Here is a 26330-nt window from a genome sequence, read left to right as displayed (position 1 = left end):
CGGGACGGCGAGTTCCTGCGCCCGATCGGCCTGTGCGGAGGTCACACGACGAGCGCCACAGCCCGCGCGATCACCACGCCGATCAGCACGTACCCCGCGAACGACTCGACCGCCGTCAGCCACTTCGCCCGACGCGACACCGGCGTCGCGTCCGCGGTCATGAAGGCGACCGCCGTGCGGAACGACGTGCGCAGATAGTCGACGTACCAGGCCGACCAGGGGGTGGCGCCCCCCTGTTCGCGGAAGCGGAAATCAGGTCGCCGGCGATGGGGGAGCTCCGGGTGGAGGCGGGCCACGGGTCCGTCGCGGTCGATCTGCCAGTAGAGGAGCGAGAACGAGAGGACCATCGCGACCCAGACCTGGAGCGCGGCGACGAGGAGCCGTGGGGTGCCCTGGATGACGAGGCCGGCGACGGTCTCGCCGAGGGCGGCGAGGGTGGCGGCCGCGACGACGCCGTGCAGGCCGACCGAGAGATCGCGAGACCAGGGTTCCTGACGCGAGTATCGGAGCGGGTTCAGGACGACGAGGGGGACGCCCGCGAGGACGGCCAGCAGTGTCACAGCATGACGGATCGGCGCGGAGTCGCCAGGCAGGGTCGCGTACAGCGCGAGCGCGACGAGAAAAGCCACGGCGGGCGGGATGCGGGGCTCCGCGGTCGTCCGTCGCTGATGGGGGCTCACGACGAGCCAGTGTAGGTGCGCGCCGCCGAGAGCTTCGGCGCCGCGCTCGCCGATCAGGCGACCGGCGCGAAGATCAGGCTGCCGTTGTGGCCGCCGAAGCCGAAGCTGTTCGACAGGACGGGCCCCGGCGTCCAGGCGCGGGCCTCCGTCGGGATGTCGAGGTCGATCTCGGGATCGAGGTTCTCGAGGTTCGCCGTGGGAGGGATGGTCTCGGAGGCCATCGTGAGTGCGACCGCCACGGCCTCGACGGCACCGGCGGCGCCGAACGAGTGTCCGGTGACGCCCTTGATGCTGGTGACGACGGGGCGCGAGCCCTCGAACACGCGGGACACCGCCTCGCTCTCGGCCTTGTCGTTCAGGCCGGTCGACGTGCCGTGCGCGTTGATGTGGGTGATCTGCTCGGGGCTGAGCCCGGCGTCCTCGAGCGCGAGCCGCATGGTGCGCTCGGCGCCGGTGCCGCCGGGTGCTGGAGCCGTGACGTGGTAGGCGTCGGCGGTCGAGGCCGCCCCCTCGATCGTCATGTAGATGCGGGCGCCGCGCGCGACGGCATCGTCGTAGGGCTCGAGGATCAGCATGCCGGCCGCCTCGCTGGCGGCGAGGCCGTCGCGGTCGCGGTCGAACGGACGCGCGACTCCGGTCTTCGACAGCGCGCGCATGTTGGCGAAGCCCGCGAGGCAGACGGGCGTCAGGCTCGAGTCCGTGCCGCCGGCGACGACGAGGTCGGCCGTGCCCTGGGCGATCATGCGGGCGCCGGCGGCGATGCCGTCGGTGCCGGCCGCGCAGGCCGTCGAGATCGTGGTCGCCACGCCCCGGAGGGCGTAGCGGATGCTGATGGCGCCCGCCGGGGCGTTCGGCATGACCATGGGCACGAGGTGCGGCGACACGAGGCGCTCGCCCTTGGCATCCAGCAGCAGGATCTGGTCGGCGAGCGTCTGGACTCCGCCCATGCCCGTGCCGAGCGACACGGCCGCCCGCTCGTGGTCGATGCCGTCGATCAGCTCGGCGGTGTCGGAGGTCGACGGGTTCGGAGCGTCCGGGTCGATCTTGAGGAGACCTGCGTCGCGCAGCGCCTCATCGGCGGCGACGACGGCCATGCGCGTCACGATGTCGGAGTTCTTGGCGTTCTTGTGGCTCATCAGGCGGCGCGCGTCGAGCGCCTCCTGGTCGACGCGGCGGACGGCGAGCGGCGCGACAGGCTCGAAGAGGCTCTTCCAGAAGGCGTCGACTCCGACGCCGTTCGGGGTGACCACGCCGATCCCGGTGACGGCGACGCGGCGGTTCTGCAGGGGCTTCATGCGAGTGGATCTCCTTGGCGAACGGTGCACGGCCTGGTCGGGCCGCCTCCTATTCAACACGGCGCCCGCCTCAGGACTTTCGTCGACTCGTCCAAGATTCGCGGGCCGGATTTGTACCCGGTCTGGCGGATTACCTGAATCCCGTGGAGAAAGGCGACGCCTATCGGGTGCAAGATCGATGCATGGACTTGTCTTCTGGAGGTACCCGCTGATGGTCGCGCCACTGCTCAAGGCGATCGGAGCGGTCGTCGTCGGCACGCCCCTCGCCATCACGCTCGGCCTCACGGCTCGGTCGCTCAAGAAGCAGGAGGACGCCGCCGTCCCGGTGGTCGCTCCGGGCGACTCGCCCCTCGTCGTGACCGTCTTCAGCAACTGGCTGGACGCCAAGACGCACGAGCACCTCTCGCCCACGTCGTTTAAGAAGGGCTACGCGGCGTACGACGTCCGTGTCGAGAACCGCACCGGCAGCAGCGTCAAGGGCGTGAACGTCGAGCTTCTCGATCTCGATGGCGACGTGCTCGGCACGGTGCGCCTCGGCGACGTCGAACAGCACGGTTACTCTGTCTTCGCCGCGAAGAAGGCGTGGAACCGCGCCCTCGAGCGCATCCGCGTGGCGGAGGAGGCGCCGAGGGCCGTCCTGACCTGGCGTACCCCCGAGGGCCGACGCCGGGCGATCCCGTCGCTGGTCATGCGCCGCGTGCTCGGGCCCACTCCGAGCGAGCTGCGTCGTGGACGCCGCGAGAAGTCGCCCGTCGTCAACCACGTGATGAGCTAGGCGACGCGACCTTCCTGAGAGGCGGGGCGATCTTCCTGAGGGACGACGCGACGTTCTTGAGGGGCAGGCGGGTTGCTGCGCCCCGGCGGCGCGCCCTGCTTCTCGCGCGCCCTACTTCTCGCGCGCCCTACTTCTTGCGCGGGCTCGCCAGCCAGGTGAGGCTCACGATCAGGACGACCGCCGCCGCGACGAGCCACGGGGCCGAGACGCCGGTCGACAGCACGACGGCGCCGCCGGCGACGAGGATCATCGCCGCGACGGCGGAGGCGACGACGAGGGCGACACGGGGCGCGGGCCTGGGCGAATCGGACATCCCCCGAGTGTGGCGTCGCCCGAGGGACATCGAAAGACGGCATTCAGGGGGACATAGCGCGGTCCGAGCGCATCGGCCCACGCGGCGCGCGGGCTGTCGCCCGAGGGTGGGGCGCGAATTCGCCCGCGGGTGACCGCGGGCGCGGCGTGGTGCGGGGTGGTGCGGCACGGGCGTGGCGCGGCACGGCCCGCATCTCGCGGCGCGCGGATCAGGAAACGTGGGGCGGCGGCGCGGGGCAGCACGGCGTGTGCGGGCGCGGCGGTGCAGGATTCCTGAGCTGGCACCCGCCCCGGCGCGGGCCCCGCCGGCACGGCGCGAGCCCGCGCACGACACGCGCCTCGGCGGCGCGGCCACGGCAGAGGGCGCCGGCCCAGACGGACCGGCGCCCTCAGCGCGAACGCGGGGTCAGACGGTGGAGCGGGAGGCGGTCTCGAGTTCCTGCGCCCGGTCGTCGCCCTGGGCGGCCGCGGGGACGACGGCGATCGACCCTGTCGACAGGCCCTCGGCTGGCGACTGCTCGAGAGTCGTCGCGAGCGGCACCTCCTTCACGAAGAGCAGCAGCACGGCGGCCAGGAGCACGAGCGGCACCATGATCAGGAAGATCGGGGTGAGCGCGTCGTTGTAGGAGTCGATCACCGCGGTCTTGAGCGCGCTCGGCAGGTTCTTGACGAGCTCGGGGGTGAGGGAGTCGGTTCCGCCGGTGGCGCCCGCCGAGGAGGACGGCAGGTTCTCGCTCAGGAGGCTGGTCAGGCGCGACACGAAGATGCTGCCGACCACCGCGGCGCCGAGCGAGGCGCCGATCTGGCGGAAGTAGTTGTTGGCGGCGGTGGCGGTCCCGACCTCGCGGAGCGGGAACGTGTTCTGCACGACGAGCGTCAGGATCTGCATCGCAAGGCCCAGGCCGATGCCCATCAGGGCGAAGTAAAGGCACATGATCCATACCGCGGTCGAGGCGGTCATGGTGCTCATGAGGGCGAGGGCTCCGGCGGCGATGACCATGCCGACGACGGGGAACCACTTGTAGCGGCCCGTCTTCGAGACGATCTGGCCGGCGGCGATCGACGTGATCAGAAGGCCCGCCATCATCGGGATCATCAGGAAGCCCGCCTGGGTGGCGTTCGAGCCGGTGACCATCTGGAGGTAGGTCGGGATGTAGGCGAGCGATCCGAACATCGCGATGCCGATGATCAGCGTCGCTGCGGTCGTGAAGACGAAGTTCGGAGCCCTGAAGAGGTGGATCGGCATGATCGGCTCGGCCGTCCTGCGCTCGACCATCACGAACGAGAATCCTGAGATCGCGAGGCCGGCGAACAGGCCGATGATCTGCGGGGAGTTCCAGTCGTACTGGTTGCCGCCCCAGGTCGTGACGAGCACGAGGCAGGTAGAGGCGATGGCGAGCAGAGCCATGCCGTAGGCGTCGATCCGGGGCTTGCCCTGGTCGGCGCGGCGCGGCAGCTTCAGGAAGAACACCGCGAGGGCGATCGACAGGATGCCGAGCGGCACGTTCATCCAGAACGCCCAGCGCCAGCCGATGCCGTCGGTGAAGAAGCCGCCGAGGAGCGGGCCGGCGACGCTCGAGAAGGCGAAGACGCCGCCCATGATCCCCATGTACTTGCCGCGCTCGCGGGCGGGGACGACGTCGGCGATGATCGCCTGAGCGAGGATCATCAGACCGCCGCCGCCGAGGCCCTGAATAGCGCGCGCCACGATCAGCGACGGCATGGAGTCGGCGAGCCCGCCGAGCACGGACCCGCCGATGAAGATGGCGATCGCGACGATGAACAGGCTCTTGCGGCCGATGAGGTCGCCGAGCTTGCCGTAGACGGGCAGCACGATCGTCTCGGCGAGGATGAAGGCGGTCGTGACCCAGATCATCTGGTCGACGCCGTGGAGCTCGCCGACGATGGTCGGCAGGGCCGTCGAGAAGATGGTCTGGTCGAGCGATGCGAGCAGCATCGTGACCATGAGGCCGGCGAAGACGAGCAGGATCCCGCGCTTCGACGTGCCGGTGGCGCTCGTGGGCGCGGGGGCGACGGTGGTCATGTGATTCTTTCGATGAGAGAGCGGACGAGTTCGATGGCGCGCGTGCGGACCACGTCGGCGGGCTCGGGAGCCCCGTCGTCGATCCACTCGCGCACGGAGGTGCGGACGACGCCGCCGCAGAGGGAGAGCAGGGTCTCCGCCTCGGCGCGGCTCGGGGTGACGCCGGGGCGATCGTGCTGGAGGATGCGCGTGACGGCGGCGACGAGATCGTCGACCATGCGCGTCATCTGCACCATGTGGCGCGAGAGCAGCTGGGGGTGCCGTCTCAGGAGCTCGACGCGCGACTCGTGCAGCGCGGCGCCCTCGATCGACGGGCGGATCAGCGAGAGCAGCAGCACGAGCGTCGACTCCAGCACATCGACGCCGTCCGTTGCGGCGATGTGCTCCGTCACCGACTCCCGAGTGAGCACGGCGTCGTGGATGCCGAGGACCGCGTCCTCCTTGGTGTCGAAGTAGTTGAAGAAGGTGCGCGACGAGACGTCGGCGCGAGCGCTGATCGAATCGACGGTCGCGTGCTCGAGCCCGTCTCTCAGGACGAGCTCGACGGCAGCCGCTTCGAGGCGGCGGCGGGTCTCTTCGCGCTTTCGATCGCGGAGACCCAGTTGTTCAGGAACCATGCGTCAATTCTTGCCACACGTGCAAAGTTACGCAACTGCAAACGTGCAGTGCTGAAAACATTCACAGCAGGGGCGCAGGAACTCGACTCCGCCGGGCCTGAACCCTCTCGCCGGCTCGCTGCGGATCGGGGCCACCTCGGGCTCGGCGATCGTGGGTCGGCCGACGGCCAGTTCCTGCGCCCGGAGCGACTCTCGGCCACTGGGGCGGGGCGCTCGAAAGGCGCCCCGCCGTCAGACGGGGCCTGCGGGGCGAAATGGCTTCCCGACCATCTCGCCCCCGGCCCTTACGGGGTGTGCACTCACGGCAGGACCCGAATCGATGCCGTTGTACTCAGGGGATTCGGAGCCGTTCGAAGCGCGGTTGGGCGGACTCCGACCCCCCGTTCGAGGGCCAATCCGTCAGTAGCCCGTGCCCGCGGGGTCGATGAAGTCGTTTGCCGAGTCGACGTCCAGCTCGCCGAGTCCCGTGACGGTGTCGTAGCCGACGCGCGTCTTGAGGCTGGAGTCGGTGTCGAGGGTGACCGCGTACGAGTACGCGGAGCTCGAGTAGGCCAGCACGGTGCTGCGCCCCCGCGGTGCCACGTCGGTGATGGCGGTCGACGACGCCTTCTTCAGAGCGTAGAGCGACGGGTTCGCGAATCCCACCCGGACGCCGGTCTGCTGCTGCACGATCGCCATCTGCGCGGCGGCGATGGGTGTCGCGAGCGACGTTCCGCCGACGACGCCGAAGCCGAACGAGCCGGTGGAGAGGGTGGTGTTGTTCGTGATGGGGCGGTAGCCGATCAGGAATCCGGTGAAGGGGTCGGCCAGGGCGGCGATGTCGGGCACGGCGCGACGTCCTTTCGACACGAAGCCCTCCTGATACGACGGCGTGGTGAAGATCGCCGAGAGGCCGCCGCCGGAGCCGCCGAAGAACTGCCTGCCCGGGAGCGTGTGCCTGTACGTCAGCTTGCCGCCCGACTTCGAGATCGGATCCAGGGTGTCGCCCCAGCCGACGGTGAAGAGGCGCCTGCTGGTCTTGGAGAGTCCGATCGCCGTGCCGCCGACTGCGGTGACCCACGGCGAGGAGGCCTGGAAGTCAGGAGAGATGGAGCCGAAGTTGGCCTTCTCGTCGCCGTCGTCGCCCGACGCGAAGTAGAGGCCGATGCCTTCGGCGGCGGCTTGGAGGTGGAGGTTGACGTCGCCCTGGACGGAGTTCGCCGAATCGGAGTCGGTGGGTTCGCCGACGCCCCCGTAGCTGTTGCTGACGATGGTCGCGAGGCCCTTGTCGAGGATCTTCGAGAGCGCGATGTCCATGGCGCCGCCGCAGTTCGATGCGCCGACGTAGAGGATCCTGGCTGCCGGCGCAACGGCGTGAACCGCCTGCACATCGAGGGTCTGCTCGTTCTGCCAGCCGCTCGGCAGGCCGCACGCGGCCTTGTCAGTGAAGGTTGATCTGGCTGCCGACAGATCGGTGTACTGGCCCTTGGCGAGCTGCGGTTCGCCGAGGTAGGCCGCGTAGGAGTTGACGTCCGACGTGATGGTGGGCGACGCGTACGCGCCGACGATCGCGACGGTCTGGCCGGCCCCGGATCTCGTCGTGGTGCCGTAGGCGGCGCGGATCTGACGAGGCGTGTAGCCGCAGTTCGCGGTGGCGACGCTCGTGGTGCCGTGGGTCGAGGGGTACCGCGCGTAGTTCTGCGTGATGTACGACGAGCACGGGGTGCTGACCGTCACCGACTTGGGCGTGGACGCGTTCAGGGCGGCCACCGACTTGGCGGTGCTGGTGCCGCGCGTGACGGCGGCGGGCTTTGCGAAGCGGCTCTGGTCGAGCGTGATTCCCGAGACGATTCGCGCGGCGGTGCCGGTGATCGACGGCGTCGACTGCGGAGCGATCCGAGTGACGCCGGCCACCGAGTAGGTTCCCATCCGGGTGTCGAACGCCTTGTTGAAGGCGGCGACCGAGCCGCGGAACACGATGTAGGAGCGGCTGGCCGGCGTGCCGGTGACGGTGATGCCCGTGTTGGCCTTCACCTGCGCGACGGCCTGGTCGAAGTCGGCCTGCGACGGCGAGTACGTGTCGATCCAGTCCTGGGGGGCGACGTACTGCCTGAACTGCGGGCTCGCCGGGTCGGACACCGCGCGCGCGACCGCCTCCGCGCCGGCGGCATCGCGCAGCTTCAAGTACATCTCGCCCTCGATGACGGTCGACGCCGAGGTGGAGCTGGTCAGGTTGGTCGTGGTGGCCCAGGTCGGGACGGCCGACGTGAAGGTCACGCGGGTGGCGGCGTCGGCGGAGCTCACGCTCGCCAGACTCAGCGCGACGATGGTCACCGCGGTCAGGGTGACCGCGACCGCAGTCTTCAGCGCCGTGTTGAAGTTCAGCGCCGTGTCGGAGTTCGGTGTCGTGTTCGCCATCGGTGCGCGTCCGTGCGCTTCTCGTTCCATCATGGATTCCTTCCCCGGTGATCGGGACGGGGCGACCCCCACGACGAAGCTACGTCCGCGGTGTGCCGCACCACAGTCCCCAGTAGGGGGAATGGTCCTGCGGTGCACGCGGCGAGACGCCGGACGAGGCGAGTCGTCACCTCCTCCGTCGGGATGAAAAGGGGGCGCGAGAGGCGTCCTCCGCCCCGTTCGCCCGTACCGTCGGAGCCATGCAGACCACCAATCCCGTCTTCGGACTGACGACGCTCCGAGTCCTGCGCGTCCTCCGACATGCGGCGGCCCCGGCCGCCGGCGCCGTCTACCTGGTCCTCTGGATCGTCGCCGAGTCCGGCCGCTGGCCGCTCGGGCCGAACATCCTGATGTTCTCGCTCTACGCGATCGCCATCGGGCTGGCGGCGCGGCTGCCGCGCATCGCGCTGGGGCTCGTCCTGGTCGTCGGGCTCTGCCAGGCGCTCGGCCTTCTCCAGCCTCCGGACTCGACGACGTGGCCGGCGTCGGCAGCCGCGGCCTACGCGGTCCTTCTCGTCGCGGCCTTCGCCCCGCTCCGGGTCCGCTGGCTGGCCCTGCCGACGGTCGTCGTCTCAGGTCTCCTGTTCGCGTTCGCCGCCGCCGTCCCGACCGCCCGCTGGCCGTACAAATGGGGGTCGTGGACCGACTCCGGCCAGTCGCCGCGTGCGGATGCTCTGACTCTCGCCCTAGCCGCGATCTCGCTCGGCGTCATCGCCTGGGCGATCGGGTTCGGCATCTCGTGGGTCATCGCGCGCGTCCGGACCGACGTCGAATGGTCAGGCAGCGAGCTCGAGCGCGTGGACGTCGAGCTGCGCCTCTCGGAGGATCGCGCGTGCATCTCGCGCGACGTGCACGACTCGCTGGCGCATTCGCTCGCCGTGATCGTGTCTCAGGCGCAGGGCGCTGCGGCCCTCAGCCCCCGCCGGCCGGAGGTCGCCACCGAGGCGCTCGGCACCGTGACCGAGGTGGCGCGGGCCGCCCTGGTCGACGTCCGCAACCTCGTCGAGCGCATCCAGGGCGAGGGTGACGTGATCCTGCCGCGGCTCGGCGTCGACGACATCCCCGAGCTGGTCGACCAGATGCGCCAGGTGGGCATGCGCATCGACCTGCAGGAGAGCGGCGCGAGCGACGGCGTCGCCCTCACCTCCGCGCAGGAGGTCGCGGTCTATCGGATCGTGCAGGAGAGCCTCACCAACGCGCTCAAGCACGCGGGGTCGTCGGCGCGCGTCGTCGTCGTGCTCGACCGCACCGAGAACGGCCTCGGTCTCGAGGTCCTCTCGGAGGGGGAGGCTGCGCTCGTGGAGCCCTCGCCCACCGGCATCGGCATCGCCGGCATGAAGGAGCGCGCCCGGCTCTCGGGCGGATGGCTCCGCGCAGGTCCTGCGGCGCCGGCCGACGAGTCAGGAACCCTGCGCTTCGCGGTCACGGCGTTCGTGCCGACGGTGCGATCCCTCGCGCGGGGGCACCAGAATGCCTGAGTCCGCAGTGACGCCAGCCGCAGCCAGCCCGGCCGGGGCGACCCGCGCCGCCGTACCCGTCCGCGTCGCCGTGGTCGACGACCAGCGCCTGTTCTCGTCGGGCATGGCCATGCTGCTCGAGGCCCAGCCCGACCTGGTCTGCGTGGGGACCGCGCTCGATGGGCAGGCCGCGCTCGAGCTGGTCGAACGCGAGGCGCCGGACGTGGTGCTGATGGACCTCAGGCTGCCGGTCATGTCGGGGCTCGACGCCACCAGGCGGATCCTGCGCCAGGCACCCCTGGACGGATCGCCTCGCGTGATCGCCCTCACGACCATCCGGAAGGACGAAGCCGTCTACGCTGCGCTCGCAGCGGGCGCGTACGCCTTCCTGACCAAAGACGCCGAGCCCGACGTCGTGCTCGGCACCATCCGGGCCGCTGCCGCCGGAGCGCCCGCGCCGACGGAGGAGGAGGCGATTCGGCTGGTGCAGGAACTCGCAGCCGCCGGCGTCGTCCCCCAGCGGGGCGACGACGCCCTCGCCGGACTCACCGCCCGCGAGCGCGAGACGTTCCTGCTGGTGGCGCGCGGCCTGAGCAACGCCGAGATCGCCCGCGACCAGTACGTCACGGAGGCCACGGTGAAGTCGCACGTGCGCGCGGTGCTGTCGAAGCTCGGGCTGCGGGGGCGGATTCAGGTGGTCGTCTTCGCGTACGAGCACGGGCTGGCGGGGGAGCGGCGCTGAGCGAAGCGGCGCGGCAGGGGAGCGGCGCTGCGGGGAGCGCCACTGCGGGGCGGATCTCCTGCATCGACGACGAACGGCGCCCACCCCGAGGGGTGGGCGCCGTTGGTGGCAGGATCCGACTAGGCCGCGAAGGCCAGGTGGCCGAGCTGCACCTCGTGCGCCTGGAGGATGGTGCGGCTGGGCTCGTCGCGCCAGGCGCGGCCCGGAACGACCCAGCCCTCGGCGCCGGTGGCCTGGACGTGGGCGCCCGGGGCGACCTCGGAGCCGAGGTCGGCGAGCGGAAGGCGGACGAGGAACTCGCGGGAGCTGTCGTCGACGACGACGAACTCCACGAGGTTGTCGTGGGTGAGGGCGGGCGCCGTGGTGACGGTGCCGCCGATGCGGATGAGGTTGAGTGTCTGTGTCATGGTGCGGTCTTTCGATGCGTGGTGGCGACGCGCTGCCGTTCAGGGCTCTGCTCTCTTCGAGCAGCGGCCCCCAGGCGGGTGGATCGCGGTGAACGATCGGCCTGGGACGGCAGGTGTGTCGCACACGCCGAGTGTCGGCGTGCTGGTGTCAGCCTGTGAAGTCTGACGGGATGGACTCGGTGGAATGTGCCCCGGGAGGAGCAGTACGAGTCGGTGCGGGTGCGAGTCGAGTAGATGGTCCGTCTCAGAACACCATCGACCAAGTTACCAGGCTCGTTAGGTGTCGTCAAACCTGGAATGACACCAGTGCGAGGGGTGTTCGATGGATCCATGACCGATTCAGCAGTCCCCACGATTACCTTGAACGACGGCCGCACGATCCCGCAGCTCGGCTTCGGCGTCTTCCAGATCGAGCCCGCCGACACGAAGGCCGCCACTCTGAAGGCGCTCGAGGTCGGCTACCGCCACATCGACACCGCCGAGATGTACGGCAACGAGAAAGAGGTCGGCGAGGCGATCGCCGAGTCCGGCATCGACCGCGACGAGATCTTCGTGACGTCGAAGCTCAACAACGGCTTCCACGATCACGACGACGCCCTCACTGCGTTCGACGGCACGCTCGAGGCTCTCGGCCTCGACCACATCGACCTGTTCCTGATCCACTGGCCCCTCCCCGGCGTCGGCGACTTCGTCGAGACCTGGAAGGCCCTCGAAGAGATCTACGCCTCGGGCCGCTCGCGCTCCATCGGCGTCTCGAACTTCCAGGAGCACCACCTCCGTCGCCTCGCCAATGAGACCACGGTCACCCCGGCCGTGAACCAGATCGAGGTGCACCCGTACCTGACGCAGGAGCCCCTCCGTGCCTTCGGCGCCGAGCACGGCATCGCGACCGAGGCCTGGTCGCCCATCGCACAGGGCCTCGTGCTCGACGACCCGACGATCGTCCGCATCGCCGAGAACGTCGGCAAGTCGCCCGCTCAGGTCACGCTCCGCTGGCACATCCAGCGTGGCGACATCATCTTCCCGAAGTCGGTGACCGAGTCGCGCGTGAAGGAGAACTTCGACATCTTCGACTTCGAGCTCTCCGACATCGACATGACCGACATCTCGATGCGCAACAAGGACGAGCGCACCGGCCCGAACCCCGACGAGTTCAACTACGTGCCGGCCTGATCCAGGTCGCCGGTCCCTCTGAGGTGACCAGTGCGGGGCGCAGGAACTCGGGTTCCTGCGCCCCGCCGCCGTCTCAGGATGCCGCCGGAGGTGCGAGCAGCGCGACCGCCGCGTCGAACGCCTCGGTCATGTCCATGGTCCGGTCATGCATCCACTGCAGCTGGAGGCCGTCGCTGAGGGCGATCAGGAGCCGCGCGGCGACGGTGGGGTCGATGTCGGTGCGCGCCGTTCCTGCGCCCTGCCGCTGGCGGATGGCCTCGCCGACGCGGGTCTCGAGATCTTTGTAGCGCTCGCCGATGTAGGCGTGGCCGGGGTGCTCGAGCGACTCGCTCTCGACGACGAGCCGCGAGTAGAGCTCGACGAGTCCTGGCACCTCGTGGTTGTGCCGGACGGCGCCGCTCAGGAGCTCGACCACGTCGCCGTCGGTCGGGGTGAAGTCGGCCGAATCGGCCGCGTCGCGCTCGCGGAGCACCTCGGCGAGGAGACCTTCGCGCGAGTCGAAGTAGTGGAGGACGCCGGCTTTGGTCAGACCGACCGCGTCGGCGATCTCCTGGAGCGAGGAGTTGCGGTAGCCGCGCTCGCTGATCACGCGAAGGGCGGCGGCGAGGATCTCGCGCCGGCGTGCATCGCCTTTGGCGTAGCGGCGGGGTGGAGCGTCGTTGGTCACGGGATCACCCTAGCCGCACAGTACTTACCTACCTTCGGTAGGTTTTAGGGGTATGGTCGACTGGAGGTCCGTCTTTCAGGAAGTGAGTCACACATGTACGACAGCGCCGAAGAGACTGCGCGTCTCGAAGAACTGGCAGCGAAGCTGACCCTCCCGGAGAAGGTCCAGCTGCTGACCGGTCGCGACTTCTGGAACACCTGGCCCATCGAGAAGATCGGCCTGCGCCGCATCCTCGTGTCGGACGGCCCCTCGGGCGTCCGCGGCGAGGTCTGGGACGAACGGTCGCCGTCGCTGAACCTGCCGTCGGCGACTGCGCTGTCGTCGTCGTGGGACCGCGACATCGCCGCCCGCTACGGTGCCGCCTCGGCCGTCGAGGCTCGCCGCAAGGGCGTCGACGTCGTGCTCGGACCGACCATCAACCTGCATCGCTCGCCCCTGGGCGGTCGCCACTTCGAGGCATTCTCGGAAGACCCGGTCCTGACGGCCGAGCTCGCCGCCGCCTACGTCGAGGGCGTCCAGGCGAACGGCGTCGGCGCGACGCCCAAGCACTACATCGCCAACGACTACGAGTCGGAGCGCTTCACGGCCTCGACCGAGGTCTCGGAGCGTGCCCTGCGCGAGCTCTACCTGCTCGCCTTCGAGAAGAGCATCACCGAGGCGCACGCCTGGCTCGTCATGTCGTCGTACAACTCGATCAACGGCACCACGGCAACCGAGAGCGAACTGCTCGAGACGCCGCTCAACTCGGAGTGGGGCTTCGACGGCGTCGTGATCAGCGACTGGACCGCCGTCCGCACGGTCGAGAGCGCGAAGGCGTCGCAGGACCTCGTCATGCCCGGGCCCGACGGCCCCTGGGGTGCGGCGCTGGTCGCCGCCGTCGAGGCCGGCGAGGTGTCGGAGGAGGCGATCGATCGCAAGGTGATCCGGATCCTGCGCCTGGCCGCCCGCGTCGGCGCGCTCGAGGGCTTCGCCCCCGTGCAGGCCGCGCCCGTCTCGGCCGAGGACGGCATCGCGTTCGCCCGTACGGCCGAGGCCGCGGGCAGCGTGCTGCTGTCCAACGACGGGACCCTCCCGCTGGCCGCCGCCGATCTGAGGAAGGTCGCGGTCATCGGGCACAACGGCCTGCAGGCCCGCACCCAGGGCGGCGGCAGTGCGACGGTCCTCCCCGAGAGGATCGTCACGCCGCTCGAGGGCCTGACTGCCGCGCTCCCCGACGCCGAGGTCACCTACTCGATCGGCGCCGTCGTGCAGGAGGGCATCGCCGAGCTCCCGATCGAGGAGATCGTCAACCCGTCGACGTCCGAGCCCGGCATGCTGGTGCGCTTCCTCGACGAGGACGGCACGGAGATGTTCCGCGAGGACCGCCGCGCCACCGCGCTCGTCTACTTCGGCGGCGACGCCCCGATCGACACCTCGCACCGCATGGAGCTGTCGACGACGTGGACCCCGACCCGCTCGGGCGACGTGCTGTTCGGCTTCGCGGCGGTCGGCCACGGCCGCATCCTCGTCGGCGGCGAGCTCGTGCATGAGGAGACCTCGCAGGAGACCGGCGGCATGGACCTCGGCGCGAGCCTCCTGGCCCCGCCGTCGATCGTCACGCCGCTCACCGTCGCGGCAGGAGAGCCCGTCGATCTGACGGTCGAGTTCGACATGAAGACCCGAGACGCCTCGATGGCCGGTGTCTTCGGCATCACTGCGGGCCTCGAGGCCGACAACTCCGACCCCGAGGCGCTCATCGCGGAGGCGGTCGCCGCGGCGGCGGACGCCGAAGTCGCGATCGTCGTCGTGGGCACGAACTCGCGCGTCGAGTCGGAGGGCTTCGACCGCAAGGACCTCGACCTGCCCGGTCGTCAGGACGACCTCGTGCGCGCCGTCCTCGCCGCGAACCCGAACACGGTCGTCGTCGTCAACTCCGGCTCGCCGGTCGTCATGCCCTGGCACGACGACGTCAAGGCCCTCCTGCTGACCTACTTCGGCGGCCAGGAGTACGGCAACGCCCTCGCCGACCTGCTGTTCGGCGCTGCGGAGCCCGGCGGGCGCCTCCCCACCACGTGGCCGGGGACCCTGAGCGACGTGCCCGTGCTCGACGTCACGCCCAAGGACGGCCTCGTCGCCTACGACGAGGGAATCCACATCGGCTACAGGGCGTGGCTGCGGGCCGGACGCATCCCGGCGTTCGAGTTCGGGCACGGGCTCGGCTACACGACGTGGAACCTCGACGGGCTCACGGCGACCGCGGCGGCCGACGGCGGATTCACGGTCTCGGTCGACGTCGCGAACACGGGTGCGCGCGAGGGCAAGCAGGTCGTGCAGGCCTACCTCTCTCGCAGCGAGTCCGCCGTCGAGCGCCCCGCACGATGGCTGGCCGGGTTCGCGCCGGTCGTGGTCGCGGCGGGGGAGACCCGGACGGTGGTCATCGACGTTCCTGCGCGCGCCTTCGCCCACTGGGATGCCGGCTGGCAGCACGAGGCCGGTGCGTTCCAGCTTCACGTCGGCACCTCGGTCACTCAGACCCCGCTCGAGGCGGATGTCGAGCTCGCCTCGGATGGCTCTCTCGTCTGACGTCCTCAGGCCTGAACCCGGTGCGCGCCGTGAGGCGGGCACCGGGTTCTCCTGAACCGCTGGTGAATGTCGGCGGGTGAGGGAATACTGACCGAACCACCACGTTCGACCCTTCATGCGGCCAGCGCCCCGCAGTCACCCTCGGCGCCCATCACGATCACTGGATTCACTCTTGACGACCGACACTCGCTCCACGCCGCTCGCCGGCGCCGCCACCGCTTCGACTCCTGCCCACGATCCGGCAGCCCTCTCGAAAGACGACGCGGCCCGCAACCGCGTGGTCATCGGGCTCCTCATCGTCTCGGCCTTCGTGGTCATCCTGAACGAGACGATCATGAGCGTCGCCCTGCCGACGCTCATCATCGACCTGAGGGTCTCCGCCGCCACCGCCCAGTGGCTGACCACCGGCTTCCTGCTGACGATGGCCGTGGTCATCCCGATCACGGGCTTCCTGCTGCAGCGGCTGCACACCCGTCAGGTGTTCCTGATGGCGATGACGCTCTTCAGCGTCGGCACGCTGATCGCCGCGATCGCTCCGGGGTTCTCGATCCTGCTGATCGCCCGCGTGGTCCAGGCCTGCGGAACCGCGATCATGCTCCCGCTGCTCATGACGACCGCCATGACGCTGGTGCCGCCGGCCGCTCGCGGCCGGACGATGGGCAACATCTCGATCGTCATCTCGGTCGCGCCCGCGATCGGCCCGACGATCTCGGGCATCATCCTGAGCGCGCTGAGCTGGCGCTTCATGTTCATCATCGTGCTGCCGATCGCCATCGCCGCGTTGATCCTCGGCGCCGTGAAGATGAAGAACGTCACCGAGCCCCGCAAGGTGCCGCTCGACGTGCTCTCGGTGATCCTGTCGGCGTTCGCCTTCGCCGGTCTGCTGTACGGCCTGTCGGGCGTCGGCGAGGCCGCGGCCGGCTCAGCCCAGCCCGTGCCGCCGCTCGTGCCCGTCGCCGTGGGCGTCGTCGCTCTCGCCCTCTTCATCCTGCGTCAGACGCGCCTGGCCCGTGGCGGATCGCCTCTGCTCGACCTGCGCACCTTCCTGACGAAGAACTTCTCGATCTCGATCGCCATGATCGCCGTCTCGAGCATCGCGCTCTTCGGCACCCTGATCATCCTGCCGATCTACATGCAGACCGTGCTGCACCTCCCGACGCTCGAGACCGGCCTGCTGCTGCTTCCCGGCGGCATCGTCATGGGCGTGCTGTCGCCGGTCGTCGGCCGCCTGTTCGACAGGTTCGGCCCGACGGCGCTGCTCATCACGGGCTCCGTCCTCGTGAGCGGAGCGCTGTGGACCATGGCGCTGGCCCTCCACGCCGACACCCCGGTCTACATGATCCCGGTCGTCCATGTGATCCTGAGCATCGGCCTCGCGATGACCTTCACCCCGCTGTTCACGTCGTCGCTCGGCTCGCTGAAGCCCGAGCTGTACTCGCACGGCAGCGCGATCCTGAACACCGTCCAGCAGGTGATGGCGGGCGTCGGCACGGCGCTGTTCGTCACCCTGCTCTCCACCGGCATCGCGTCGGGACTTTCCGACGGGGCGAACGAGGTCGACGCGACCGCGGCGGGCGTGCAGATGGCGTTCTTCGCCGGCGCCATCGTCTCGCTGCTGTCGATCGCGGCGGCGTTCTTCGTGCGCAAGCCGCCGGTGGTCGAGGGCGCGCCGGTGCCGATGGCGCACTGAGCCGCCAGCGATCTCCCTCGGCCCCGCCGAATCGGCACACTCCCTCCGTCGCGACGGCGGGGGTGAGCCGAATCGGCGGGGCCGAGCTGTTTCTGCCCGCCGGCGTGACCGACAGACCGACCCGGCGGGGCCGACCGCGCCCTAGGCTTTGAGGATGCCGGAAGAACGCCTGGGAACGATGACCGAGGACTACGTCAAGGTCATCTTCAAGTCGCACGAGTGGTCGAACGAGGGCCTCACCACGAACGACCTCGCCGCCGTGCTCGGCGTCGCCCCCTCCAGCGTCTCGGGCAACCTCAAGAAGCTCGCGCGCGAGGGCTTCCTCGACTACGAGCCGTACGGCCGGGCGACCCTCACCCGGTCGGGTCGACAGCTCGCCGTCCAGGTCGTGCGACGTCACCGCCTGATCGAGACGTACCTGGTGGAGCACTTCGGCTACGGCTGGGACGAAGTGCACGACGAGGCCGAGGTTCTCGAGCACGCGATCTCCGACCGGCTGCTGGCGAAGATCGACGCGGAGCTCGGCTTTCCCGACCACGACCCGCACGGCGATCCCATCCCCGCGGCAGACGGCACCGTGACGCATCCCGAGGGCATTCGACTGCAGGAACTCCCTGACGGCTCCGAGGGCACGGTCGTCCGGGTCAGCGACCACGACCCCGCCCTCCTCCGTTACCTCGACACTCTGGCGGTCGCGGTGGGCACGCGCGTCCGCGTCGTCGAGCGGCACGATTTCGCCGGGAGCCTCGCCGTCGCGGTCGGCGACGGCAACGCGGTCGAGCTCGCGAACGTCGCCGCCGGCGCCATCTGGGTGGCTGTCTGAGGGCTGGCCGGAGTTCCTGCGCGCGTGCCCTCGAGCAACTCAGGCATTCTGGCGCGTCGGCGCCGCGCGGCCCCCTCGCCCGGGCCGCACCGGTGCGATTCGCCTGACGGGCGCACCGGGCACCCCCGCGAAACCACGATCGGGACTCCGCACCAACGGATCTCGTGGCGCGGAGTCCCGATCGTGGGCCGGAACGCGAGGGGCGGCGCTCTGAGGGGCCGCGCTAGCGGCTGCCCGCGCCTTCCAGTTCGCGTTCGGCGGGGCCCTCCGCAAGGGCGGCCGACGTGCGGAACGGCGCCGTGATCGTCGGAAGGATGTCGCGTCGGTGGATCCAGAGGGCGACGATCGCGACGACGATGTGCACGGCGCTCAGGACGTATCGGCCGGTCTCGTCGGTCACGAAGAACTGCACGGCGAACAGGGCGACCAGCGCGATCGCGGCCCAGCGGTGGAAGCGCAGCGCGACGATGATCGCGACGCCCATCACAGTCTGCGACGCGGTCAGGACGAACTCCTCGATCTGGCGTCCGTCGAGGGGGAGCGCCGTACCGCCGCCGCCGAGCGCGTGGGCGATGGGGAGGGATCCGACGAGCAGGGTCCACTGGTTGATCTTCGAGGCGATGAGCGTTCCGATGGCGGCTGCGCCCTGGCCTCGCAGCGCGAACAGGACGGCCACGATGAACTCCGGAGCCTCGGTCGCGAGCGGCGCGAGCCACTGGACGAGGAAGTAGCTGTCGATGCCGAGGCTCGACCCGGACTGCACGAGCGCATCGGCGAAGGGCTCTGCGCTGGACAGGATGATGGCCGCCGAGACGACGAACATGCCGACGAACACGACCTTGCGCTGCGGGGCAGGCAGGTTCGCGATGTGCGCGGCTGTGCCGACGAAGTCCTCCTCGCCGTCGTCGGCGGCCCGGCCGGCCTTCCAGAGGTACGCGCCGAAGATCAGGATCAGGATGACGCCGAACCAGAGGGCGATCTCGCCGCTCGCAGGGATGACGAAGGCGAGGACCGCGACGATGGCGAGGACGCCCACGTCGAGGCGCGACGAGCCGGGCAGGTCGAGGTACTTCGGCACGACAGTGCCTGAGGCGCGGCGGGAGGCTGCGGCACGGCGGGCGGCGAAGAGGGCGACGAAGACGACGAGCGGCCAGCCGAAGCCGAGCAGCAGGCGGTTCGAGCCGGTCATGTTCGCGGCGGCGAACTGCTCGTAGGCCGGGTCGGATCCTGAGCGGAATGCGTAGTACAGGTCGACGGCGTATTCGGGCAGGACGGCGATCAGCGCGAGGATCGCGATGGCGAGCGCGCCCGAGATGTCTTTCTGGGCGGCCTCGGCGGCCCAGGCGAGCATGAACGACGCGGCGACGACGGCGCCGCCGAAGACGAGGAGGTCGACGACGGGGTGGGGCGCGAACCCGGTCACCCGGAAGACGATGGCGGGGGAGGCGATGAGGAGGCACAGGACGATTCGCCTGATCAGGGGTGCGGGCACGGCGGCTCTCTCGGTCACTCGCGACCGGGCCGGTTCCCCGTCGCGGAGACCACCGTGTCACAGTGATTTTCGGGGCGAAACCTTTTCGGAATGCCGAAATTCACATCACGTGTTGCCGATTATGACCCTACGTCACGGGCAACGGGAATAGCGTTGGCAGGTGCGGACTTATGCGTTCGTATCCAATTCGTTTCTTGAAGGAGAAAACATGTCCGACACCTCGATCCTCGTCCTCGTGGGAAGCCTCCGTGCCGCCAGTACCAACCGCCAGCTCGCCGAAGCTGCCGCGCAGGTCGCACCCGAGGGCGTCACGCTGACGATCCACGAGGGCCTGGGCCACATCCCGTTCTACAACGAGGACATCGACGTCGACGGCGCCGTGCCCGAGGGTGCCGCCAAGCTCCGCGCCGCCATCGGCGCCTCGGACGCCGTGCTCGTCGTCACGCCCGAGCACAACGGAACCATCCCCGCGAGCCTGAAGAACGCCATCGACTGGGCCTCGCGCCCCTTCGGCGAGTCGACTCTCGTCGGCAAGCCCCTCGCCGTCATCGGCTCCGCGTTCGGCCAGTTCGGCGGCGTCTGGGCTCAGGACGAGACCCGCAAGGCCTTCGGCATCACCGGCGCCAAGGTGCTCGAGGATGTCAAGCTCGCGATCCCCGGCTCGGTCGTCCGCTTCGCGGAGACGCACCCGAAGGACGACGCCGAGGTCGTCGGCCAGCTGAGCGAGGTCGTCGACAAGCTCGTCTCGGCCACCACCGAGGTCGCCGCCGCGTAACGCAGCCCTCCTGAACGGCGACGCGCCAGTCGCCGTCTCGCCACACCGATGCGCCTGTCTGGCAACGCTGGGCAGGCGCATCGGCTTGTCATAGGAGGCGCATAGCGCCCGGAGTGATCCTCGGAGTCCACTCGACCTGAGAAGGACTCCCCATGACCGCACACGCCGGACCTATCGCCGGGCACGCCGCCCCGCGGGACCGCACGCTCGCAGCCCGGGCGCTCCTCGGCAGGAAGGCCGACCCCGTCTGGGTGCGGCCGAGCCTCTGGGCGCTCCTGATCGCGACCGCCCTCCTGTACATCGTCGGGCTCTCCGAGAGCGGAACCGCCAACAGCTTCTACGCCGCCGCGGTGCAGGCCGGCTCGAAGAGCTGGAAGGCGCTGTTCTTCGGGTCGCTCGACTCGTCGAACTTCATCACCGTCGACAAGCCGCCGGCCTCGCTCTGGGTGATGGGCATCTCGGCCCGGATCTTCGGCTTCAGCTCGTGGAGCCTCCTCGTGCCGCAGGCGCTCGAGGGCGTGGCCAGCGTCGCCCTCGTGTTCGCGATCGTGCGTCGGAGCCTCGCGACCCTCGGTCCGCGCCTGTCCGCGGCGGGGGCACTCGTGGGCGGACTCGCACTCGCGTGCACGCCGGCCGCGGCGCTGATGTTCCGCTTCGACAACCCGGACGCCCTGCTGGTGCTCCTGATGACCCTCGCGGCCTACTTCGTCGTGCGCGCCCTGCCCCGGGCGAGCTGGAAGTGGCTGGCGGCGGCCGGACTCGTGCTCGGCTTCGCCTTCCTGACGAAGATGCTCCAGGGCCTGCTCGTGGCTCCTGCGTTTGCCGCCGTGTACCTGATGGCAGCGCCCACCCTCCTGCGGAAGCGCCTTCTCCACGTGCTCGGCGCCCTGGTCGGCGTCGTCGTCGGCGCCGGCTGGTGGGTCGCGATCGTCGCGCTCTGGCCGGCCGACTCGCGCCCCTACATCGGCGGCTCGACGAACAACTCCGTTCTGGAGCTCGCCTTCGGCTACAACGGCCTCGGCCGCTTCTTCGGCTCGGGATCAGGAAACGGGGGCGGCGGTGGCACCGGCGGCACGGCCGGCGGCTCCTTCGGCGGATCGACCGGCCTGAATCGGCTGTTCTCGAGCGAGATGGGCCTTGAGATCTCGTGGCTGCTCCCGGCGGCCCTGCTTCTCCTCGTGCTCGGCATCGTGGTCGCCGGGCGGCGCCCGCGCCTCGACCCGGTCCGGGCCGGCCTGGTGCTCTGGGGTGCCTGGCTCGTCGTGACCGGCCTCGTCTTCAGCTTCACCAGCGGCACGATCCACCCGTACTACACGGTCGCCCTGGCCCCGGCGATCGCGGGCCTGATCGGCACCGGCGGCGCCCTGCTGTGGCGGATGCGCACCACGTGGGTCGGCCGACTCGGCCTCGCTGTCGCGGTCGCAGGAACGGGCGCGTGGTCGTTCCACCTGCTGTCCGAGAACGCCACCTGGCTGCCCTGGCTCAAGTGGGTGGTGCTCGCGGGTGCTGTCGTGTCAGGAATCGCGCTCGTCGTCGGGTCGATCGCGGCCTGGCACCGCGTGACCGTCGCAGCCGTCCTGACGGGAACGCTCTCCGCCCTCGGCGGGTCGGGCGCCTACGCCCTGGCGACGGCGTCGGTCGGCCACACCGGCTCGATCCCGAGCGTCGGATCGTCGTCCACCACCTCCGGCTTCGGCGGTGGCGGAGGTGGCGGCGGCACCGGAGGCGGGATGGGCGGCGGCACGGGCGGCGGCACCCCGCCGAGCGGCGGTGCGAGCGGCGGCGAGGCCCCGTCGGGCGGCGAGGCCCCGTCGGGCGGCTTCGGCGGCACGCCCCCGGGCGGCAGCGGCAGCACCGGCGGCGAGGCCAGCGGCGGCGGCGAGGCCAGCGGCGGCAGCAGCACGACAGACGACAGCGGCAGCGAGAGCGGCACGAGCAACGGGACGAGCGACAGCGGCACCGCCGACTCGGGAACCTCGACGCAGGGGTCCGGCAGTTCCGGCGCCGCGTCGTCGACAGCGCTCGACACGCTCCTGAAGAAGAGCGCGGCGCGGTGGGCGGCGGCGATCGACAACGATCAGTCCGCGGCGACGCTCGAGTTGTCGAGCGGCCAGGCGGTCATGGCGATCGGCGGCTGGTCGGACGACCCGACGCCCACCCTCGCCGAGTTCGAGGCGTACGTGAAGTCCGGCGACATCGGCTACTACGTCTCGGGCGGCAGCGGCATGAGCGGCGGCACGGGCTCGTCGTCGTCGGCGTCGAAGATCGCGGCCTGGGTCGCGGCGAACTACACGGCGAAGACCGTGGGCGGCTACACCGTCTACGACCTCTCCAGCTGAACCCGTCGCCAGCGCAGGAACTCCGCGCGGCCGAGGCGCCCGCCACCGGGTGGTGCGCTCCGGCCGGGCGGAGTTCCTGCGTCCGTGCCGCTCTCCGGGGTCAGGCGGCGACGACCTGCTCCTCTTCGCGCACGGCGACCCGCTCGTCGGCCAGGCGGGTGCGGCGCCGGCTCGCCAGGTGCGTGACCAGCGTCAGCGCGAGGCCCACGGCGGCCCAGATGCCGAGGCGCAGGACGTCCCAGCCGAACGACTGTCCCGAGAAGTACTGAAGGGTCTGCACGGCGTCGAGCCACGCGGCGCCGTTCCAGAAGCCGTAGAGGGCGGCGAAGAAGCCGGGCATGAGCTGCACCGCGAAGATGCCGCCCGATGACGTGAAATTGAACATGACGAACAGCATCGTGAGCGCGGCCGTCGTCCAGTGGCGGAGCACCGGGTGCAGGCCGACGCCGATCAGGACGATCGCCGCCGAGTAGAGCCAGCCGAGCAGCCAGGTGGCCCAGACGAAGTGGCCGAGGACGCCGAAGATAGGGCCTGCGACGGTGACCGCGATGCCTGAGATGACGGCCGACATGACGCCGGCCGTGACGAGCGACCACCGGATGCCCAGGCGCGAGGCGAAGGCGGCGACGGCCGCGGCGGTCGCGTACGAGCCGACGCTGAGCCCCACGAGCAGGAAGAACAGTCCCTGGCCCGTGGAGTCGTGCTCGGCGGCGGGGACCACGTCGTCGACCGTGAACGGGAGCTTCTGCTCGTAGGCGATGGGCAGGAACACCTTCTGCGTCACCTCGGCGGTGGTCTCGGAGGCGGCGGACGAGATGAGGAGAGTCGCGGAGTCGGCCTTCGCCTCGTAGGCGGCCGTGATGGTGCGGTCGGTGATCAGTCGTCGGGCCTCCTGATCGGACGCCACGGTCCGCACGGCGAGCTGGCCGTCCGCGCCGTCGCTGAGCGTCTGCGCGAAGACCTTGGTCTCGGCACTGGTGCCGACGACGGCGACGGGGAGGTCGTGCGGGGTGGGCTGGTGGAACGCGCCCAGGTACGCGAGCGTCATGCCCGCGCCGAGGAAGAGCGGTACCAGGATCGCCACGCCGAACGCCTTGAAGACGGCCACGGGCGTGCCGAAGAACAGGCGGGGCCCGGGTCGGGCCGGCCTCGGCGACTCCGGGAGGCGGTGGGAATGGGGGTGGCCCGGGCGGAGGGCGACCTCCCGGAGGGCGTGGGTCGGTGTGGACACGGGGTCCTTTCTGCAGCGGAGGGGTGCGCCGTCGAGCGGCGAAGTCATAGTGTTGCATAATGCAACACAGGTGTACAGTACACCCGATCGTTAAACTCGTGGGCGTGAGCACCCGACGCGAGGATCGAATGCAGGCCGTCTACACGCAGCTGCAGACCATCTCGCGCCGTGCCTCCGCTCGCAGCCGCCGCACCGCCGAGCCGCTCACTCTCGTGCAGCACACGCTTCTCAACTTCATCGACGGGACTCCCGAGTGCCGCGCGATCGACATCGCCGGCGCCATGCGGCTGAACCGCTCGACCGTCTCACGCCAGGTCGGCGACCTCCAGGCGATCGGCCTGATCGAGGTGGGTGCCGTGACCGCGGAGCAGACGTCGCGCGGGCAGCTCCTGACGCTGTCGAAGCGGGGCCGCGAACTGCTTGACCGATCGATCCGCGCCAACCACGACGAGCTCGAGCGGCGCTTGTCCGAATGGAGCGACGACGAGATCGACGACCTCGCGGCGGGCCTCGAGCGGTTCAACGCCGACGAGGAGCGCTCGCCGTCCTGAACGCCGCTCTGCGGCAATCTCGGTACTCTCGTTCGGATGCGAAGCGCGGTCGAGCAGAGGCGGGTGGTGCGGTGACAACCTCCCTCGACTTCCGGATCTCCGGGCTCCTCCGCCTGGTCGCGGCCGCCGTCGCCGTCGCTGCTCTGATCGCCAACTTCCAGTACGTCCTCGGGTTCTCGACGTTCGCGACCCTCAACTACTTCAGCTACTTCACGCAGCAGAGCGCCATGGCGAACGTCGCGGTGCTCGCCGTCTCAGGAGTCCTGACCTTCCGCGGCCGCCTCGATCCGCGCTGGTTCGCCGTCGTCCACGCGATCGTCACGACCTACGTGATCGTCTCGGGGATCGTGTTCGGCGTGATCGTCACGCAGTCGGCGGCCCACCACTACTCGCTGGCGTTCCCGACGTCGAGCCAGGTGCTGCACTTCTGGCTCTCGGGCTACGTGCTGCTCGACTGGGTGCTGGCGCCCGGCCGCACGCCGGTGCGCTGGCGCACCCTCTGGCTGGTGCTGCCGTTCCCGCTCGTCTGGGGCTTCTTCACGCTGGAGCGCGGCCGAGACGTCCGCTGGTACCCCTACTTCTTCCTCGACCCGGCGCAGGTCAGCCCCGAGCAGTTCCGGCTCTACAACGCGATCGTGCTCGTGATCTTCCTGGCGGTCGCGTCGGCGCTCATCGGCCTGAGCCACGCGCGCCCGTGGCACCTGACGAGACACCGCAGACCGGGCGCAGGAACTCCCCGGCCCGCCGCACCTCAGGGCGCGGGGGCAGCCGACGGCGTCGGGGACGCCGTCGCGGGCACGACGTCGAGGTAGGCCGCGACGTCCGACAGCGCCTGTGCGACGGCGTCGCCGTCCGACAGCTTCTCGGCGGCGATCGCGTCGTCGCCCCCGATGAGCGCCACCAGGATCGGGAATCCGGTCGACGGCTCCAGGTTCAGCCAGAGGCGGTAGGTCGCCGAGTCGTCGAGGATCGCCCAGACGGTGGCGTCGGTCGACCACAGGCGCTGGTCGAAGCGCAGCCAGAGGACGTCCTGGACGCCGACGCCCAGGCGGTCCATGGCATCGAGCTTGGCCACCGGCAGCTCGGGCTCGAAGACGATCTTCTTCTGCTTCAGGACGCCCAGGGGGATCGTGGAGATGACGCGATCGGCCGACAGCGACTCGCCCGTGACGAGACGGAGTCCGACCCCCTGGTTGCCGTAGTCGATCTGGGTGACGTTGCTGCCTCGGAGCACGTCGAGGTCTTCGAGGAGGGTGGCGACGTAGGCCGCGAAGCCCTTCGTCACGAGCTGGGAGTCGCCCGGAGCCGACGCCTCGGCGAGCACGCGCGCCGACAGCGCGTCCGGGTCCAGGCCGAACCGGGCCGGCAGCGCCTCGTCGAGCAGGAAGGCCAGACGGTCGGCGTTCGAGACGCCGCTGCCGTCGGCCGTCGCCGAGAGCTTCGACCCGGCGCGCGAGCCAGTGACGGCGGCGTCGACGGAGTACTCGGCGCTGCGGGTGTCGGCCCAGCGCGATGCCTGGGCGAGCGCCGCCTCGACGGCGGACGTCGCGGGGAAGGGCGTGGCCTTCGCGCCGGACCGGGCCGCCGGCGAGGCGCTGAACGGAACCGTGGTGACGCCGCCCGCGGTCAGGACCGCCTCGAGTTCCTGCGCCCCCTGACCCGAGAGGGTCGCGACGCCGAGCTGGGCGTCGATGGGCCACTGGTCGGACTCGTAGGAGGCGATGCGGCCGCCCACGCGATGGCGCGCCTCGACGACGACGACGTCGAAGCCGCGGTCGGCCAGGTCGCGAGCGGCCGTGGCGCCGGCCATGCCTGCGCCGATGACGGCGATACGCTCGCCTGCGGACGCGATGCCGGCGACCTGGCGGGCGGCGTCGAGTCCTGATTCGCGGGCGCCGGCGAGCGTGCCCGGGTAGGTCGCGGCGACGGCCTCCCCGGCGAAGAAGAGCTTGTCGTCGAGGGGGGAGGCGATGCGCTGCCGGTCGGTGTCGGTCGACGCGTCGGTCAGGACGCTTCCTGAGCCGAAGGCGTAGGGGTCGGTGCCCCAGGAGCTCCGGCGGAAGGCGCTCGGCTTCACTCCGGGCGCGCCCGTCGCCGTGGGCGTCGCGGTCGGGGCCGGAGTGCGCGTCGAGGACGGCGCCGGCGTCGGATCGGAGCACGCCGCGAGCACCAGGACCCCCGCCCCCGTCACGGAGGCGGAGAGGAAGACCCGGCGGCTGATCGACATGATGCGGCCATTGTCTCAGGAACACCTCGCGCGTC

The 26330-nt window shown here is 70.4% G+C and carries 22 protein-coding genes; 11 read left to right on the top strand and 11 right to left on the bottom strand.

The window, feature by feature from the left end:
- Positions 1–41 precede the first annotated feature (41 nt).
- Together AC3CBB_RS11090 and AC3CBB_RS11085 are read right to left on the bottom strand one after the other, a co-directional pair.
- The gene (locus tag AC3CBB_RS11090; protein WP_148061154.1) at positions 42–680 is read right to left on the bottom strand and encodes a hypothetical protein; all 639 of its coding nucleotides are present in this window, start codon (positions 678–680) and stop codon (positions 42–44) included.
- A 53-nt stretch (positions 681–733) separates the two neighbouring features.
- Positions 734–1975 (bottom strand): beta-ketoacyl-[acyl-carrier-protein] synthase family protein, encoded by a 1242-nt coding sequence (locus tag AC3CBB_RS11085; protein WP_488624606.1) that lies wholly within the window; start codon positions 1973–1975, stop codon positions 734–736.
- A 211-nt stretch (positions 1976–2186) separates the two neighbouring features.
- On the opposite strand from AC3CBB_RS11085, the gene AC3CBB_RS11080 reads away from it, so the two are divergent.
- The gene (locus tag AC3CBB_RS11080) at positions 2187–2750 is read left to right on the top strand and encodes a hypothetical protein (RefSeq protein WP_488624605.1); all 564 of its coding nucleotides are present in this window, start codon (positions 2187–2189) and stop codon (positions 2748–2750) included.
- 127 nt (positions 2751–2877) lie between these two features.
- Here the strand turns inward: AC3CBB_RS11080 and AC3CBB_RS11075 are convergent, their stop codons facing one another.
- The 4 genes from AC3CBB_RS11075 to AC3CBB_RS11060 all read right to left on the bottom strand — a co-directional run bounded on the left by AC3CBB_RS11075 (position 2878) and on the right by AC3CBB_RS11060 (position 8120).
- Positions 2878–3063: a hypothetical protein gene (locus tag AC3CBB_RS11075; protein WP_488624604.1), complete on the bottom strand. Its 186-nt coding sequence runs from the start codon at positions 3061–3063 to the stop codon at positions 2878–2880.
- 405 nt (positions 3064–3468) lie between these two features.
- Positions 3469–5106 carry an MDR family MFS transporter gene (locus AC3CBB_RS11070; RefSeq protein ID WP_488624603.1) on the bottom strand — a complete coding sequence of 546 codons (1638 nt, stop codon included), beginning with the start codon at positions 5104–5106 and terminating at the stop codon, positions 3469–3471.
- Positions 5103–5723, bottom strand: a complete 621-nt coding sequence (locus AC3CBB_RS11065; RefSeq protein ID WP_123505366.1) for a TetR/AcrR family transcriptional regulator — start codon at positions 5721–5723, stop codon at positions 5103–5105. Before AC3CBB_RS11065 ends, AC3CBB_RS11070 begins: the two co-directional genes overlap by 4 nt.
- Before the next feature lie 399 nt (positions 5724–6122).
- Positions 6123–8120: a S53 family peptidase gene (locus AC3CBB_RS11060; protein ID WP_488624602.1), complete on the bottom strand. Its 1998-nt coding sequence runs from the start codon at positions 8118–8120 to the stop codon at positions 6123–6125.
- 239 nt (positions 8121–8359) lie between these two features.
- Between AC3CBB_RS11060 and AC3CBB_RS11055 the strand changes: the two genes are divergently transcribed.
- Positions 8360–9637 carry a sensor histidine kinase gene (locus tag AC3CBB_RS11055; RefSeq protein ID WP_488624601.1) on the top strand — a complete coding sequence of 426 codons (1278 nt, stop codon included), beginning with the start codon at positions 8360–8362 and terminating at the stop codon, positions 9635–9637.
- Positions 9630–10358: a response regulator gene (locus AC3CBB_RS11050; protein WP_488624600.1), complete on the top strand. Its 729-nt coding sequence runs from the start codon at positions 9630–9632 to the stop codon at positions 10356–10358. Before AC3CBB_RS11055 ends, AC3CBB_RS11050 begins: the two co-directional genes overlap by 8 nt.
- A 119-nt stretch (positions 10359–10477) precedes the next feature.
- On the opposite strand, the gene AC3CBB_RS11045 is transcribed toward AC3CBB_RS11050, so the two are convergent.
- Positions 10478–10765, bottom strand: coding sequence for a hypothetical protein (locus AC3CBB_RS11045; RefSeq protein WP_488624599.1), 288 nt, complete (start codon positions 10763–10765; stop codon positions 10478–10480).
- Positions 10766–11095: 330 nt separating this feature from the next.
- On the opposite strand from AC3CBB_RS11045, the gene AC3CBB_RS11040 reads away from it, so the two are divergent.
- A complete protein-coding gene (locus tag AC3CBB_RS11040) occupies positions 11096–11938 on the top strand; it encodes an aldo/keto reductase (RefSeq protein WP_123505362.1) in 843 nt (280 codons plus the stop codon).
- 73 nt (positions 11939–12011) lie between these two features.
- Here AC3CBB_RS11040 and AC3CBB_RS11035 read toward each other — a convergent pair whose 3' ends face one another.
- The gene (locus tag AC3CBB_RS11035; RefSeq protein ID WP_488624598.1) at positions 12012–12605 is read right to left on the bottom strand and encodes a TetR/AcrR family transcriptional regulator; all 594 of its coding nucleotides are present in this window, start codon (positions 12603–12605) and stop codon (positions 12012–12014) included.
- 93 nt (positions 12606–12698) lie between these two features.
- Between AC3CBB_RS11035 and AC3CBB_RS11030 the strand changes: the two genes are divergently transcribed.
- The 3 genes from AC3CBB_RS11030 (at position 12699) to AC3CBB_RS11020 (ending at position 17680) form a co-directional block, all read left to right on the top strand.
- Positions 12699–15167, top strand: a complete 2469-nt coding sequence (locus AC3CBB_RS11030; protein WP_488624597.1) for a beta-glucosidase family protein — start codon at positions 12699–12701, stop codon at positions 15165–15167.
- Positions 15168–15282: 115 nt separating this feature from the next.
- A complete protein-coding gene (locus AC3CBB_RS11025; RefSeq protein ID WP_488624596.1) occupies positions 15283–16857 on the top strand; it encodes an MDR family MFS transporter in 1575 nt (524 codons plus the stop codon).
- Between the two features lie 154 nt (positions 16858–17011).
- Positions 17012–17680 carry a metal-dependent transcriptional regulator gene (locus AC3CBB_RS11020; RefSeq protein WP_123505358.1) on the top strand — a complete coding sequence of 223 codons (669 nt, stop codon included), beginning with the start codon at positions 17012–17014 and terminating at the stop codon, positions 17678–17680.
- A 223-nt stretch (positions 17681–17903) separates the two neighbouring features.
- Here AC3CBB_RS11020 and AC3CBB_RS11015 read toward each other — a convergent pair whose 3' ends face one another.
- The gene (locus AC3CBB_RS11015) at positions 17904–19172 is read right to left on the bottom strand and encodes a sodium:proton exchanger (protein WP_488624595.1); all 1269 of its coding nucleotides are present in this window, start codon (positions 19170–19172) and stop codon (positions 17904–17906) included.
- Between the two features lie 208 nt (positions 19173–19380).
- On the opposite strand from AC3CBB_RS11015, the gene AC3CBB_RS11010 reads away from it, so the two are divergent.
- Together AC3CBB_RS11010 and AC3CBB_RS11005 are read left to right on the top strand one after the other, a co-directional pair.
- Positions 19381–19947, top strand: coding sequence for an NAD(P)H-dependent oxidoreductase (locus AC3CBB_RS11010; protein WP_123505357.1), 567 nt, complete (start codon positions 19381–19383; stop codon positions 19945–19947).
- Between the two features lie 152 nt (positions 19948–20099).
- Positions 20100–22286: a glycosyltransferase family 39 protein gene (locus AC3CBB_RS11005; RefSeq protein WP_488624594.1), complete on the top strand. Its 2187-nt coding sequence runs from the start codon at positions 20100–20102 to the stop codon at positions 22284–22286.
- A gap of 100 nt (positions 22287–22386) precedes the next feature.
- Here the strand turns inward: AC3CBB_RS11005 and AC3CBB_RS11000 are convergent, their stop codons facing one another.
- On the bottom strand, positions 22387–23517 hold the full coding sequence (locus AC3CBB_RS11000; protein ID WP_488624593.1) for an ABC transporter permease: 1131 nt from the start codon (positions 23515–23517) through the stop codon (positions 22387–22389).
- 104 nt (positions 23518–23621) lie between these two features.
- On the opposite strand from AC3CBB_RS11000, the gene AC3CBB_RS10995 reads away from it, so the two are divergent.
- Positions 23622–24068, top strand: coding sequence for a MarR family winged helix-turn-helix transcriptional regulator (locus AC3CBB_RS10995; RefSeq protein WP_158614166.1), 447 nt, complete (start codon positions 23622–23624; stop codon positions 24066–24068).
- Positions 24069–24139: 71 nt separating this feature from the next.
- Positions 24140–24880 carry a Pr6Pr family membrane protein gene (locus AC3CBB_RS10990; protein WP_488624592.1) on the top strand — a complete coding sequence of 247 codons (741 nt, stop codon included), beginning with the start codon at positions 24140–24142 and terminating at the stop codon, positions 24878–24880.
- Here AC3CBB_RS10990 and AC3CBB_RS10985 read toward each other — a convergent pair.
- Positions 24820–26295: an NAD(P)/FAD-dependent oxidoreductase gene (locus AC3CBB_RS10985; RefSeq protein WP_488624591.1), complete on the bottom strand. Its 1476-nt coding sequence runs from the start codon at positions 26293–26295 to the stop codon at positions 24820–24822. The genes AC3CBB_RS10990 and AC3CBB_RS10985 overlap by 61 nt on opposite strands.
- Positions 26296–26330 lie beyond the last annotated feature (35 nt).

The sequence above is a fragment of the Frondihabitans sp. OV104 genome, from assembly GCF_057787745.1.
Note: the sequence above shows the minus strand (reverse complement) of the source record. Positions and strands in the feature narration are given on the sequence as shown.

Coding starts and splice junctions, on each gene's coding strand:
- AC3CBB_RS11085 (WP_488624606.1), bottom strand. CDS start 1,975: ATGAAGCCCCTGCAGAACCGCCGCGTCGCCGTCACCGGGATCGGCGTG.
- AC3CBB_RS11080 (WP_488624605.1), top strand. CDS start 2,187: ATGGTCGCGCCACTGCTCAAGGCGATCGGAGCGGTCGTCGTCGGCACG.
- AC3CBB_RS11075 (WP_488624604.1), bottom strand. CDS start 3,063: ATGTCCGATTCGCCCAGGCCCGCGCCCCGTGTCGCCCTCGTCGTCGCC.
- AC3CBB_RS11070 (WP_488624603.1), bottom strand. CDS start 5,106: ATGACCACCGTCGCCCCCGCGCCCACGAGCGCCACCGGCACGTCGAAG.
- AC3CBB_RS11065 (WP_123505366.1), bottom strand. CDS start 5,723: ATGGTTCCTGAACAACTGGGTCTCCGCGATCGAAAGCGCGAAGAGACC.
- AC3CBB_RS11060 (WP_488624602.1), bottom strand. CDS start 8,120: ATGGCGAACACGACACCGAACTCCGACACGGCGCTGAACTTCAACACG.
- AC3CBB_RS11055 (WP_488624601.1), top strand. CDS start 8,360: ATGCAGACCACCAATCCCGTCTTCGGACTGACGACGCTCCGAGTCCTG.
- AC3CBB_RS11050 (WP_488624600.1), top strand. CDS start 9,630: ATGCCTGAGTCCGCAGTGACGCCAGCCGCAGCCAGCCCGGCCGGGGCG.
- AC3CBB_RS11045 (WP_488624599.1), bottom strand. CDS start 10,765: ATGACACAGACACTCAACCTCATCCGCATCGGCGGCACCGTCACCACG.
- AC3CBB_RS11040 (WP_123505362.1), top strand. CDS start 11,096: ATGACCGATTCAGCAGTCCCCACGATTACCTTGAACGACGGCCGCACG.
- AC3CBB_RS11030 (WP_488624597.1), top strand. CDS start 12,699: ATGTACGACAGCGCCGAAGAGACTGCGCGTCTCGAAGAACTGGCAGCG.
- AC3CBB_RS11025 (WP_488624596.1), top strand. CDS start 15,283: ATGCGGCCAGCGCCCCGCAGTCACCCTCGGCGCCCATCACGATCACTG.
- AC3CBB_RS11020 (WP_123505358.1), top strand. CDS start 17,012: ATGCCGGAAGAACGCCTGGGAACGATGACCGAGGACTACGTCAAGGTC.
- AC3CBB_RS11010 (WP_123505357.1), top strand. CDS start 19,381: ATGTCCGACACCTCGATCCTCGTCCTCGTGGGAAGCCTCCGTGCCGCC.
- AC3CBB_RS11005 (WP_488624594.1), top strand. CDS start 20,100: ATGACCGCACACGCCGGACCTATCGCCGGGCACGCCGCCCCGCGGGAC.
- AC3CBB_RS10985 (WP_488624591.1), bottom strand. CDS start 26,295: ATGTCGATCAGCCGCCGGGTCTTCCTCTCCGCCTCCGTGACGGGGGCG.